Origin of the sequence: Aromatoleum tolulyticum (assembly GCF_900156155.1) — a bacterium.
GTDB classification, from domain to species: domain Bacteria; phylum Pseudomonadota; class Gammaproteobacteria; order Burkholderiales; family Rhodocyclaceae; genus Aromatoleum; species Aromatoleum tolulyticum.
In genome coordinates, this window is the sequence record NZ_FTMD01000022.1 from 1 (window position 1) to 12,720 (window position 12,720).

At 67.2% G+C, this 12,720-nt stretch carries 11 protein-coding genes; 10 read left to right on the forward strand and 1 reads right to left on the reverse strand.

Features of this window, described 5'->3' with window-relative positions; translation table 11 throughout:
* From BW991_RS21840 to BW991_RS21850, 3 genes are all read left to right on the forward strand, one after another.
* Nucleotides 1–236 (forward strand): acyl-CoA dehydrogenase family protein (locus tag BW991_RS21840; protein ID WP_139335981.1); only part of this gene is annotated, 236 nt, incomplete at its 5' end.
* Nucleotides 237–292: 56 nt separating this feature from the next.
* Nucleotides 293–1,303 carry a phosphotransferase family protein gene (locus BW991_RS21845; protein WP_076604229.1) on the forward strand — a complete coding sequence of 337 codons (1,011 nt, stop codon included), beginning with the start codon at nt 293–295 and terminating at the stop codon, nt 1,301–1,303.
* Nucleotides 1,303–1,737 (forward strand): DUF6285 domain-containing protein, encoded by a 435-nt coding sequence (locus BW991_RS21850; RefSeq protein ID WP_076604230.1) that lies wholly within the window; start codon nt 1,303–1,305, stop codon nt 1,735–1,737. The genes BW991_RS21845 and BW991_RS21850 overlap by 1 nt, the downstream gene beginning before the upstream one ends.
* Before the next feature lie 40 nt (nt 1,738–1,777).
* Here BW991_RS21850 and BW991_RS21855 read toward each other — a convergent pair whose 3' ends face one another.
* Complete coding sequence (locus tag BW991_RS21855; RefSeq protein WP_076604231.1) at nt 1,778–2,500, reverse strand: 2-phosphosulfolactate phosphatase; 723 nt, start codon at nt 2,498–2,500, stop codon at nt 1,778–1,780.
* 671 nt (nt 2,501–3,171) lie between these two features.
* Here BW991_RS21855 and BW991_RS21860 point away from each other — a divergent pair.
* The 7 genes from BW991_RS21860 to BW991_RS21890 all read left to right on the forward strand — a co-directional run bounded on the left by BW991_RS21860 (nt 3,172) and on the right by BW991_RS21890 (nt 12,349).
* On the forward strand, nt 3,172–3,897 hold the full coding sequence (locus BW991_RS21860) for a cache domain-containing protein (RefSeq protein WP_244551783.1): 726 nt from the start codon (nt 3,172–3,174) through the stop codon (nt 3,895–3,897).
* Between the two features lie 54 nt (nt 3,898–3,951).
* A complete protein-coding gene (locus tag BW991_RS21865) occupies nt 3,952–4,395 on the forward strand; it encodes a universal stress protein (protein WP_076604233.1) in 444 nt (147 codons plus the stop codon).
* Between the two features lie 222 nt (nt 4,396–4,617).
* The gene (locus BW991_RS21870; protein WP_076604234.1) at nt 4,618–6,609 is read left to right on the forward strand and encodes an oxidoreductase; all 1,992 of its coding nucleotides are present in this window, start codon (nt 4,618–4,620) and stop codon (nt 6,607–6,609) included.
* Nucleotides 6,610–6,694: 85 nt separating this feature from the next.
* Nucleotides 6,695–7,906 carry an FAS1-like dehydratase domain-containing protein gene (locus BW991_RS21875; RefSeq protein WP_076604235.1) on the forward strand — a complete coding sequence of 404 codons (1,212 nt, stop codon included), beginning with the start codon at nt 6,695–6,697 and terminating at the stop codon, nt 7,904–7,906.
* Entirely contained in the window at nt 7,903–10,275 is a 2,373-nt protein-coding gene (locus BW991_RS21880) for a CaiB/BaiF CoA transferase family protein (RefSeq protein WP_076604236.1), read from the forward strand. The genes BW991_RS21875 and BW991_RS21880 overlap by 4 nt, the downstream gene beginning before the upstream one ends.
* Nucleotides 10,276–10,320: 45 nt before the next feature.
* On the forward strand, nt 10,321–11,064 hold the full coding sequence (locus BW991_RS21885; protein WP_076604237.1) for a TetR family transcriptional regulator: 744 nt from the start codon (nt 10,321–10,323) through the stop codon (nt 11,062–11,064).
* A 100-nt stretch (nt 11,065–11,164) separates the two neighbouring features.
* Nucleotides 11,165–12,349 (forward strand): MFS transporter, encoded by a 1,185-nt coding sequence (locus BW991_RS21890; protein ID WP_076604238.1) that lies wholly within the window; start codon nt 11,165–11,167, stop codon nt 12,347–12,349.
* Nucleotides 12,350–12,720 lie beyond the last annotated feature (371 nt).

Consider the following 12,720-nt stretch of genomic DNA (forward strand, 5'->3'; position numbering starts at 1 on the left):
AGGGGCACCTCGCGATCCACGACTCGAGCATGTCCAAGGTGCTCGTCTCGGAAGCCTGCTGGCGCGTCGTCGACCGCTGCGTGCAGATCCTCGGCGGGCAGGGCGTGACGCGCGAGACCACGGTGGCGCAGATCTTCGCCGACATGCGCGCGTTCCGCATCTACGATGGTCCTTCGGAGGTGCACCGCTGGAGCATCGCCAAGCGCGTCATCAAAGGCATCCGCAAGGACGTCTGAGCCGCCACGGCATCGCCCGCCTCCCACCACATCCCGGCCACGGAAACTTTCGAACCATGAACGACTTGACGCGCAGTGCGCTGGAAGGATTCATCCGGCGCAAGGCAGGCGCCGACCGCGTCGCGATTACCCAGGCGGCGCTCCTTTCGGGGGGCTCGATCCAGGAAAACTGGCTGGTGCGTGCCGAGCTTGCCGGCGGCAACCAGGGCAGCGAACTCGACGTCGTGGTGCGCACCGACGCACCCTCGGGGGTGGCGGGCAGCCATACCCGGGCGGAGGAGTTCGCCCTGCTCACGGCGGCCTTCGATGCCGGCGTGAGCGTGCCCGAGCCGCTGTGGATGTGCCACGACGCCGACGTGATCGGACGCCAGTTCTTCGTCATGCGCCGTGTGCAGGGCGTCGCCGCGTCGCACGTGGTCTCGCGGGAGCCGCGCTACGGCGGCGACCGCGGGCAGTTGCTCGAACGCCTCGGCGCGGAGCTCGCGCGCATCCACTCGATCCGTCCGCCGCGGTCCGACCTCGCATTCCTGCCCGCGGTCGAAGGATCGCCGGCGCTGCACAATGTGCGCCGCCTGCGCGGCTACCTCGACAAACACCATACGCCCTATCCGGCGCTGGAGTGGGGGCTGCGCTGGCTGGAACGCAACGCACCGCCGCGCGGCGAGGTGGTGCTGTGCCACCGCGATTTCCGCACCGGCAACTACATGGTGGACGAGAACGGCCTCACCGGAATCCTCGATTGGGAGTTCTCCGGCTGGGGCGATCCGCTCGAGGACGTCGGCTGGTTCTGCGCCAAGTGCTGGCGTTTCGGCGGCAAGGGCGAGGCGGGCGGCATCGGCGCGCGGGAGGACTTCTACCGAGGCTACGCCAGCGTTTCCGGCCGCCGGCTGGACGCGGAGAACATCCACTACTGGGAAGTGATGGCCCATCTCAACTGGGCCGTGATCGCGATCCAGCAGGCGGAGCGTCACATGTCGGGCGAGGAAACCTCGCTGATGCTGGCGCTCACCGGTCACATCGTCCCCGAACTGGAATACGAAATCCTGATGATGACGGAGGCCGCCTGATGCGCGACGAACCGACCGGCGAGCAGTTGCTCGACAGCGCCCGCAACGTCCTGCGGGAACAGCTGATGCCGGCCCTGCCGGCTGCGAGCCGCCACGCGGCACTGATGATCGCGAACGCAATGTCGATCGCGATGCGCCAGCTGCAAAACGGCGACGAGCCGGAGCGCGCAGAGCTGCGGGCGCTGGAAAAGATCCTCCTTGCGGGCGACGGCGACGGCGACGGCGACGGCGACGGCGCCGGCGAGGCCGGCACGTCGATGCGCGCGCGATTGAAGGAACTCAACCGCCGCCTGAGCCACTGGATCCGCGACGGGCAGGCTGATGCGGGGGAGATCCGCGACGCGGTGCGGGCCCATCTGGTGCAGGTCGCCCGCACCAAGGTCGGCGAAAGCAACCCGAAATATCTCGGCAACGGCGCGCGTACCGCGGCCTGATATGGCCGCGTGCCTGGCGCGCCGGGTGTCGGCCGGGGGCCTACGCCTGGCGCACGACGCGGTCGCCGGTCATGCGTGCCACCAGGGCGACGCTGTCGGCCTCGCTGGCGAAGATCACCTCGCTGCCCCAGCGTTCGCCCTCGTGTTGTGCGATCCACGACTCCTGCAGCACTTCGGCGCAGTGGGTCCCGGCGTAGCCCGCGGCGACGCGCGCGGCGTCGGTGAGCGTGAACATGCCTCGGGCGGCGAGATGCCGCACCAGCCAGCCCGCGGTATAGAAATCCTCCAGATTGAAGCGGCCCGACGATCCCGCACACACGATCACCACCGTGCGGCCCTCGTGCGTGTCGACGACATGTCGTGCGGTGGCCTCGGCGTTGCGCAGGCAGGTCGCGAACACCCGCCACGCGGGCGCCGCGAGGCGCAGCGCGACCGTGCCGTTGGTGGTCGCATAGATGAGGGTCTTGCCGGCAAGCCCGTGCCGTGTCAGCGCAAGGGGGGTCGGCGAATGGAAGCCGGGCGGCGTTTGCGCCATGTACTCGCCGGCGAGCACCAGTCGTTCGGGGGCGCCGTGGCCGGCGGCGATGGACCTGGCCTCGCGCTCGTCGAGGGCCGGCACGACGGCTTCGGCGCCCTCGGCCAGCGCCGTGACGATGCTGGTGGTCGCGAAAAGGGTATCGACCACCAGCACCACCTGCGCCGAGATCCGGCGGGTGTCGAGATCTTCCTTTCTGGTAATGATGTGAAGGATGGAGTTGGCCATGAGAAGTCTTCCGCGGAGGCGGGCCGGGACGGTGAACGGGGTGGCGCGCACGCCGGAAGTGGGCATTATCACGCAGTCGGGGCAGGGCACCTGTCCGCGCGTCGCATGACGCGCACAGCCGGACCTGCGCGGGGGGCGTCGTCCGCGCGGTCGGTACCGTGCTGCGCCCCATTATCCATCAAAAAAACAGACACGGCGGGTTTATAGATCGGTGCAGGACGAAAGATGGCGCGCCGTCCCGATGCTCGATGGATTTGATGCGAGAGTTATTGACAAACGAACGTGTCGGTTTGTATTATGCGTGAAACCTCGCTAATTCAGTGTGATTGCGAGGTGCTCTGTGCGGAATCGTGGTGCACGCAAGGACAGCTTTCCCGTGGTAGGGCGTCGCAATGTAATGGTCTGTGTGATCGGACTTCTCTCCTCTCGATCGTGCTTTTTTCGCGACGCCCATTTTTTTCCGGCATCATTGACATCGTGCCCCGGCGTGCCGCCGGTGTTTGCAACAGTGACCGCAGAGCGAGACTGATGAGGCTTACACGATGAATCCGGTTCGATTTTTGTTGACGTGTTGTCTGAGCGTGCTCCTGGCCGCGATTTCGATTGTTCACGCAGCGGATAGTGCCCCGGCGGCGGATGCTGCCCGCGTTCAGGACCTGCTCGACCGTGCCGTGGCACGCTTCGAGAAGGATGGTGAACTCGCCTTCGGCGCCTTCAGCCGTCCGGGTGAGTTCGTCACCGAAGATCTGTACATCTATGTCGTAGGCATGGATGGCGTCATGCAGATCAGCGGCGGACCGTCCCTGATACTCGTCGGGCGGGACATCAGCGACCTGCGCGACGCGGAAGGCAAGCCGTTCGTGCGCGAAATTCTCGACACGGCGCGGGCAGGGCGCCCGGGCAATGTGGAATACCGCTGGCTCAATCGTCAGCACGCACGGATCGAGCGCAAGGTGGCATATTTCCGGCCGGTCGGCGACCGCGTCTTCGTCGCGGGCTACTATCTGCCGCGTGCCTCGGCGGAGCAGGCGAAGGCCCTGCTGTGGCGTGCGGTGCACGAGCTGAAGCAGGAAGGCAGCAAGGCGTTTGCCGCCTTCAACGACCTCAACGGCGGTTTCGTCCAGGATGACCTGTACGTCTTCGTGGTGAGCACGGAGGACGGCCGCATGCGTGCCCACGGGGCGACGCCGCGCCTGATCGGCAAGGACGTCAGCGGGTTGAAGGATACGGATGGAAAGCCCGTCGTCGCACCCATGCTCCAGAGCGCGAAAACGAAGAGCGAAGGCGAGGTCGACTATCTTTGGCTCAATCCGGTGACGCGGAAGACTGAACGCAAGCGCTCGTTCTTCGTCCGCGTCGACAAATATGTCGTCGCGGTGGGCTCCTACCAGCCCTGAATATCTTGTGGCAATGCCAACCCCTTTCCGTAACAGTTAAAGGAATCCTGCATCGTGTTTCGCCATCTGCTCGTTCCCATCGACGGCTCCCCCCTCTCCGACGGTGCGGTCCGCAAGGCCGTGTCGTTCGCGGGCGAAGCCGACGCGAAGATCACCTTCTTCTATGCCACGCCGGATACCGGCACTTCGATCTATGGCGAGGAAGAACTGCTGCGCACCATCAATCCGCAGGAGTACCAGACGCGGCGCGATCAGATCGCGCGCGAGGTGCTGGAGCGCGCGGCGAAAGTGGCCGGAGAAGGTCGCGTCAGCGCGGACGTGCGTTCGCGGTCGGCCCAGGAGCCGTGGGAGGCGATCATCGCCACGGCCGAGGAGTGCGACTGCGACCTTATCCTGATGGCTTCGCACGGACACCGGGGCATCAAGGGGCTGTTGCTCGGGTCGCAGACGCAGAAGGTGTTGCTGCACTCGAAATTCCCGGTGCTCGTCTACCGCTGACTCCATGGGCGGGCTTTCCGCCCTCCCGTGAAAGCACGCTTTACATTTACGCGTGCTTTTCATAACATCGGAACAAACAAACACGTCGGTTTATATTTAGGTCCGCCGGACGTCGCGGGTGATACGGCGGCGCGGAATGTGAGGCAGGGCGGCGCCTGCCTGTGAGAGGCGGCGACGGAAGGTGCCGACGGCATCGGCGGGTCTGCAAGGGAGGGGTAGAGCATGAGCAGTGTGCGGTTCGATCGACTGTTTTCGCCGCTTCAGGTCGGCCCGGTGCGGGTGCCCAACCGCATTTGCGAAACCACCAACTCGATCGGCGCCTCGGCCTCGGGCGGGCTGCTCGACGAGCGCTTCATCGAGCACCACGTCGCCAAGGCGCGCGGCGGTACCGGCTGGATCGGCAGCGAGACGTGGCTGCTCAACTCGCCGCTGGTGGCCGGCGCGCGCGACGAGTTCTACCCGGGCGCCGCGGCGGTGCGCACCGCGCTGTGGCAGGTGCCGGCCTTTCTCGACTCCGTCGGTCGCTTCTGCGACGAGGTGCACAAGGCCGGCGCGGTGGCGGTCTTCCAGCTCACCCACCTCAACCACGCGATGGCGGCGTCGCCGGTCCCGGTGACCGAGACCTACGACTACATCCCTCACGAACTCGATGACGCGATGATCGCGTTCATTCTCGACACCTATGCGGACGCCGCCGCCGCTGCCCTGGCGGCGGGTGCGGACGGCATCGAGCTGCATTGCGCGCACGAGACGCTGCCGCACACCTTCCTGTCGCCGGTCACCAATCTCAGGAATGACCGTTGGGGCGGCGGCGCGCGTGAGCGCATCCGCTTCGTCGTCGAGGCGCTGGAGCGCATTCGCAGCCGCACCGGCGACAAACTCGCGGTGGGCATACGCATCAACGGCTGCGAGTCGCGCCAGGGCGGCTACGACCACATGGCGATGCGCGAGATGACGTATTACCTCGGCGAAACGGGACTGCTCGATTTCGTCAATATCGATGTCGGCCATGGCTGGGGCGTGCATGCCTATGTGCCGCCGTCCTTCCACGGCCACGCCGACTACCGCGAGGTCGGCAAGGCGGCGCGCGCCGACCTCGACGGCAAGGTGGCGGTGCTGTTCAGCGGTCGCGTCAACGACCCCGTGCTGGCCGAGGAGTTGCTGCGCGAAGGCTGCTGCGACCTCGTCGGCATGACCCGTGCCGGCATTGCCGATCCCGATTTCGCCAACAAGGCGCGCGAGGGGCGGCTCATCGAGATCCGCCGCTGCATCGGCTGCAACCGCTGCATCGCCGAGGCCGTGCACAGCTACGTGCCCGATTCGCTGCGCGCGCCGATGTGCTCGGTCAACCCGGTGATCGGCAACGAGCTGCACTGGAAATCCGCCTTCCGGCCGGCGGCGGTTGCGAAGAAGGTCGTCGTCGTCGGCGCCGGCGCGGCGGGGCTGGAGGCTGCGCGCGTCGCGGCGATGCGCGGCCATCGCGTGACGGTGCTGGAGCAGGGCAAGAAGGTCGGCGGCCAGTTGCGCATCGCCGCCAACGCGCCGGGGCGCGATTCGTTCGGCGACCAGATCTACTTCCAGGAAAACGAGATGGTCCGTTTGGGCGTGGATCTGCGCCTGGAGACCCCCGCGACCGTCGAGGCGATCAGGAAGCTGTCGCCCGACGCGGTGATCGTCGCGACCGGCTCTCTACCGCGGGTGCCGCAGGGCATCGCGGGGACCGGACTGCCGCACGTGATGCAGGGCTGGGACGTGCTGCAGGGCAAGGCCGTGCCGGGGCGACGGGTCGCGCTGGTCGCCCAGGAGGATTACTTCGAGACGCCCAACGTCGCCGAATTCATCGCCGAATCGGGCCGCGAGGTGGAGATCTTCCACAAGTCGCCGCAACTCGGCACCGCCATCGACCGCTATTCGCTCGGCAGCGTGTTCGACCGGCTCGAACGCCACGGCATCCGAATTCACACCAACCTGCGCCTGGCGGCGATCGACGCCGATGGTCTCGATTTCGTCTCGGCTTTCGGCGGGCGCCCCTCCCGCTACACCGGTTTCGACAGCGTCGTGCTGGTGTGCGGTTCGGTGCCCGAGGCATCGCTCTACGAACGACTCAAGGCCGACGGCACCATCGCGGAGATCTATCTGGCCGGCTCGGCATGGGTCCCGCGGCGCATTGCCGAGGCGACCCGACATGGCGCCATGGTGGCGCTGGAGATTTAGGCGTCAGGTACGCACGCAGAACACACACGCTGGAAGGCGGCCCGGCGGGGCGGCCCGGCGACACCAACAGGAACGAGGAGCAAGCATGACGGCATTGAAGAAGCCCGCCGAAGGGTGGGGTGAGGTTACCGAGGCGCACCTGGAGCGGTTGCTGCAGCGCAAGGGCGTGGAGCGCTCGGAGCGCGGTTCGCTGATGCGGGGCTTTCTGGTGCCGAACCAGTGGGACGCCGGCTACGGCGAGTCGAACTTCTTCATTAGCCTCGAAACCGCAGCCCGCTTCGCGCGCGGCTTCGCCGACGAGAATCCGCTCTACACCGATCTCGCCTACGCCCGCCGCTCGCCGTGGGAGCGCATGCTCGCGCCGCCGACGCTGCTCGCGTACACCGAGGCGATGAACGGCGCCACCGACGGCTTCCCGGGGTGTCATGCGATCTGGCGCGAATGCGAGTTCGAATGGGCGCGGCCGCTGTTCGCCGACGACCCGATGAAGGTGGCGACGAGTCTGACCGGCGCGCGCATCGTGGACAGCGAATTTGCCGGCGGCAAGGCGGGTATCCAGGACTATGAGACCTCCATCCGCACGCTCGCCGGCGAGGACGTCGCAACCTACCGCACCTCGTGGCACCGCTTTTCACGCAAGAAGGCGACCGGGTCGTCCAAGTACGGCAAGATCGAGCCGGTGCAGTGGACCAACGAGGCACTGGAGGAGGTCTGGGACGAGTACCGCCGCCAGAACCTCGCCAACCGGCGCGGCGCCGAAACGCGCTGGTTCGGGGATGTCGAGGTCGGGAGCGAGATCCCGCACATCATCAAGGGGCCGGTGACGCTGACCAGCAAGCTCGCCTTCGAATTCGTGCGTGGGCCCGGCGGCTGGTTCGTCGGCCACGAGATGGCGCTGGAGCTCTACGACCGCTACCCGGCGCTGGCGATCCCCAACGAGGAAAACGTTCCCGAGCCGCCCGTGGCGATCCACTGGACCAACGAGCGCTGCCAGAAATACCTCGGCATGCCGGCGGCGTACGAGGCGGGTTTCGAGCGGCTCGCGTGGTACAGCCAGCTGCTCACCGCGTGGGCGGGCGATCACGGCTGCATGCGGCGCATGCAGGTGCGCTTCCTCGCCTTCCACTGGCAGGGCGACGCGATCCGCCTGCATGCCAAAGTCACCGGCAAGCGCGTGGTCGGCAACGAGCATCTGGTGGATCTGGAGATCTGGAGCGTCAGCCATCCGCGCGGCGAGAAGACTTCGGTCGGCAGCGCGACGGTGAGTCTGCCCGCGCGCCCGGGAGTGGTGTCGTGAGCGCGCTCGCCCATCTGCGTGTCATCGAGTGCGGCAGCGGCGTCGCCGCGCCCTTCTGCGCCCGTCTGTTCGCAGACCTGGGCGCGGAAGTGGTGAAGGTCGAACCGCCGCAAGGGGATTCCGCGCGGCGACGCGGTCCATTCCCGCAGGACCTGCCGCACCCGGACCGCAGCGGTTTCTTCCACCTGCTCAACGCCGGCAAGAAGGGCGTCGTCGCCGACCTCGACGATGCCGCGGAGCTGGAGTTCTTTCATTCGCTGCTGGCCGGCGCCGACGTGCTGGTCGAAAATCTCGACCCGGACGCGCGCCGCCGCCACGGACTCGACTTCGACGCCCTGCAGGCGCGTCATCCGCATCTGGTCATCGTGTCGCTGTCACCGTACGGACGCACCGGGAAATGGGCGGAGCGCGCCGGGACGGACCTGACCGTTCAGGCCGTCAGCGCGCTCCCGGTTGCGGTCGGCCGCCCGGACCGCGCGCCGCTACCGCTGCCCTTCGACCAGGCGGACTACCAGGCCGGCTTTCACGGCCTCGCCGCGGCCCTGTGCGTGCTGCACGAGCGTGGGCGCTCGGGGCGCGGCCAGGGCATCGACATCTCGTCGGCGCAGGTGCTCGCCTACCAGGTCGGCGGCATGTCGCTGGTGACCGCCAAGCGCCGCATCGAATGGAAGCGGGCGGGCCGGACGATCAAGGGCGCGCTGTACCCGACCGGCTTCTTCGAGGCCGCGGACGGGTATGTCTGCATTGCCACGATCCATGGCAAACAGTGGCATTCCTACCTCCGCCTGATGGGCGATCCGGCGTGGGCCGACGAGGGCCAGAACCGCGATTCGCTGTACCTCGGCGCCCTCGACGAGGGCGGCGCGGTGGACCTCGCGTTCCGCGGCTGGCTCAAGCAGCACACGCGCGCCGAACTGCAGGCGCTGGCCAACGCGAACGGGCTCATCATCGGTTCGGTGAACAACTTCCCCGAGGTGCTCGACAGCAGCCAGTTGGCGTTCCGCGACCAGTGGGGACATGTCGACATCGGCGGGCGCGACGTGCGCATCCCCAGGCCCGGCTACCAGTTCTCGCGCACGCCGACGGCAATACGCGCCGCCGCACCGGCGCTCGATGCGAACGGTGCCGAGGTGCGCGCCGGCGGCCACGGCCAGCGTGCGCTGCAGGGAACGGGCAGCGGACGCGGTGCGCTCGACGGGGTGCGCGTGCTCGACTTCGGCTGGAACTGGGCCGGACCGATGGCCGGCCAGCTGCTCGCCGACATGGGCGCCGAGGTGATCCGCATCGAAACCACGCTGCGCCCCGACAACATGCGCCTGTACGCGCACAACTCGTATTTCTTCTGCCACAACAACCGTTCCAAGAAGTCCGCCACTTTCAATATCGCCGATCCGCGCGGCGCGGAACTGGTGCGCAGGCTGGCCGCCCGCTGCGACATCGTGATGGACAACTTCGCCGCCGGTGTGATGGCGAAGAATGGCCTCGGCTATGCCGATCTGGCGAAGGTGAACCCGGCGATCATCGTGGTGTCGATGAGCATGGCCGGGCAGGAAGGGCCGAAGCGCGACATGCGCGGTTTCGCGGCGATCGCCTCGGCCTACGCCGGCCTCGATAGCGTGGTCGGCTATCCCGACAACGGCGATGCGACCGGCTTCATGTGTTTCGGCCTTGGCGACACCACCCAGGCCATCCAGGGAGCCATCGGCGCGCTCGCGGCGCTGGCCCATCGCGACCGTACAGGCGAGGGGCAGTTCGTCGATCTGGGACAGACGTCATCGATGTGCGCCACGACGGGCGAGCCGCTGGTGGACTTCCAGCTCAACGGACGCGAGGCGGGCATACAAGGGGATACCCATCCGCACTATTTTCCGCACGGCATCTTTGCGACGCGCGGCGGCGGAAAGTGGCTGGCGCTCGCGGTCCGCGACGACGGCGACTGGCGTGCGCTGTGCCGGGTGATGGGGCGTGGCGACTGGGCGGCGGACGAAGGCTTGCGCGATGCCGCGGCGCGGCGCGCACGGGCAGGGGAGATCGGGGCAGCCGTTCGCGCGTGGTGCGAGGCCGCCGACCGTGACGAGGCGGTCGATGCGCTGGCCGCCGCCGGAGTGCCGGCCGCTCCGGTGCTGGAGCTCGGCGAACGCGACGGTCACGAGGTGTTTGGCGGCCGCGGGCTGAAGGTGCGGCATGACGGCGGCAGCTTCGATCCGTGCGAGATCTACGCCACGCCGTGGCTGCTGACGCGGACGCCGCCCGCGGTGAGCGGGCCGACTCCGGCCATCGGTGAGCACAACGACTATGTCTATCGCCAACTGCTCGGACTCGACGAAAACACCATCGCCAACCTGAAGGATGCGCAAGTCCTTGTTTGATCTGAGTGTTATAATTTAAAAAAACAAACACGGCGATAACTTCACATGAGCAAAACCACCCCCCCCAGCAGTGAGCGTTCGCGCAGCACCGGCAGCACCGGTGTGGTCAGGAAGAATTCGCGGGTGCTTACGACCGTGCGCGCGTCGGGCAAGCAGGCCGAGAAGAGCCTCGTCACGCAGACCGTGATTCTCGAGGCGGTCATCAAGTGCCTGATAGACAAGGGGTACGCGAAGACCACGATGGAGCTGGTGGCCAAATGCGGCAAGGTTTCGCGCGGCGCGATGATGCACCATTTCAGTTCACGTGCCGACGTCATCGAAAAGGCGGCCATCTACCTCGCCGAGCGGCGGCTCGAAGAATTCGAGCATCTGGCAAGGACCATCGTTCCGCCGTTGCCCCCCGGTACCGAGCCGCAACTTTCGCATACGCTGAAGGCGATGGAGCTGGTGCGTACCTATTATTCGCTGCCGTCGTTTGCCGCCGCACACGAATTGCTGATGGCCGCGCGGACCGACAAGAAACTCGCCAAGGTGGTGCGGCGCGCACAGGACATCCTCAACGACGGGATCGCGCCGATCATTCTGCGCGTGTTCCCGTTCTGGGCCGACAAGTCGTCCGACCTGCTGCTCCTGCTGACCGACATCGCCCACTTCACCTTCCGCGGTGTGGCGATGAGCCATATGGATGATCTCGACCCCGAGCGCATATCGAGGATGGAACGTCTGCTCGCGCTCGTGGCGCATGACAAGGCGGCCATAGAGGCGCTCGATCTCGCCTCCCAGGCTTGAGGCGGTGGCTCGCCGGCGCCGTGGTGGTTCGCGCGGCGCGGCGGCGTCGGTTTGCGTCGCTGGTGACCTGTCCGGACCGGTCTGCGGCTGAGCTCGCGCGATGAGTTTTGCTCCCCTGCGCGAGCGAAATTTTCGCCTGCTGTGGACGAGCGGGTGTGTCATGTACTTCGCGGTGTGGATGCAGACGGTCGGCGTTTCGTGGCTGATGGCCACGCTGACGCCGTCGCCGTTACTGGTGGCGCTGGTGCCGACTGCAAGCAGCCTCGCGGCGTGTCTGTTCGCGCTGGCCGGCGGAGTCATGGCCGACCGGTTCGCCCTGCGGCGCTATGTGCTGACCGTGCAGTGCTGCATGCTGGTATCGGCGACCTTGTTGTGGGCGGTCAGCCTGTCGCCGCCGGTGCATCCCGCCGCCTTGCTCGGCCTGACCTTCCTGTTCGGCTGTCTGTCGGCCCTGCTGGCCCCGGCGTGGCATTCCGCTCATTGCCGCGCGGCGGCGCCGGAGCACCTTTCCGATGCGATCAGCCTGGCGACGATTCCCTACAACCTGGCGCGGGCCGCGGCGCCTGCGGTAGCCGGCGTGGTGATTGCGGGATACGGCAGCAGCGCCGTGTTCGGCGGTGCAGTGGCCGCTTTCGCCGCCGTCATCGCGATGATTCATTTTCTCGACCCGCTGGGCCACATCGCGCCCGCGTCGCCCGCGGCGCGGGCCTCCGGGCCGGGCCACATCGTCGGGCTGGCCCGCGCCTCGCGCCCCTGTCGCCTGCACCTGTTGCGGGTCGGCCTGTTCGTTGCCAGCGGGGCCGGTCTGATCGCACTGTTGCCCGCGCTGGTGCGCGAACGCTTCGGGGGGGATGCGCCCGCGTACGGATTTCTGGTGGCGGCCTCCGGCGTCGGTGCGGCGACCGGCGCGGCGCTGCTGGGAGCCTTGTCGCGCCGTTACGGACGCGAGGCCGTGGTGGGCGGCGCCATCCTGGTGTGCGCCGCGACGACCCTTGTCATAGCACATGCGCACAGCAGGGAGGCGCTGCTGGTGCTCGTCTGGATGACCGGCGCGGCGTGGGTCATGGTCGTCAATGCCGGCATCGGCGCGATGCAGGCGGATATTCCCGACGAGGGACGCGCTCGCGCGTTGGGGCTGTTTCTGGTGGTCTTTCAGGGATCGGGCGCGTTCGGCAGCGTGCTGTGGGGAAGCGTCGCGGAGCGCTTCGGGACCACTGCCGCCTTGACGGCAAGCGGAGTGGCATTCGTCGGCATCCTGCTCGCCCGCGCGCGCCTGCGCCCCTGACGACGGAGCTGCGCCGGCAGGGCGAATATTTTTTTGGAAGGGCACTTGGCAAACTGGGTCATTAGGCGTACTCTCATAAAAACAAACCAACGTGTTGGTTCTTTTATGCCGATGACGAGGTTGCGGTCTTCGGGCTGAGGTGCCGGGTGGGGGCCATGTTTGGCGCCACCGGATCCAGCGGATCGAACAGGGCGGGCGCGCCGGGTTTGTGCAGCAAAAATAAAACCGGTCATCTCGGTGCATGGTGGATCCCGGTCGCGGGAACGCCGCAGCGACGTCGATACGGTCATAACGATACAGGAGACAGTTCATGAACACTTCCTCAGGGCCGTTCGGCTGCGTTCTCTTGTCCGGCGGTCGCGTCGCGACCG

Bases quoted from the DNA above. Each gene is read 5' to 3' on its own strand.
- BW991_RS21845 (WP_076604229.1), top strand. From the start codon at position 293: ATGAACGACTTGACGCGCAGTGCGCTGGAAGGATTCATCCGGCGCAAG.
- BW991_RS21850 (WP_076604230.1), top strand. From the start codon at position 1,303: ATGCGCGACGAACCGACCGGCGAGCAGTTGCTCGACAGCGCCCGCAAC.
- BW991_RS21855 (WP_076604231.1), bottom strand. From the start codon at position 2,500: ATGGCCAACTCCATCCTTCACATCATTACCAGAAAGGAAGATCTCGAC.
- BW991_RS21870 (WP_076604234.1), top strand. From the start codon at position 4,618: ATGAGCAGTGTGCGGTTCGATCGACTGTTTTCGCCGCTTCAGGTCGGC.
- BW991_RS21875 (WP_076604235.1), top strand. From the start codon at position 6,695: ATGACGGCATTGAAGAAGCCCGCCGAAGGGTGGGGTGAGGTTACCGAG.
- BW991_RS21885 (WP_076604237.1), top strand. From the start codon at position 10,321: ATGAGCAAAACCACCCCCCCCAGCAGTGAGCGTTCGCGCAGCACCGGC.
- BW991_RS21890 (WP_076604238.1), top strand. From the start codon at position 11,165: ATGAGTTTTGCTCCCCTGCGCGAGCGAAATTTTCGCCTGCTGTGGACG.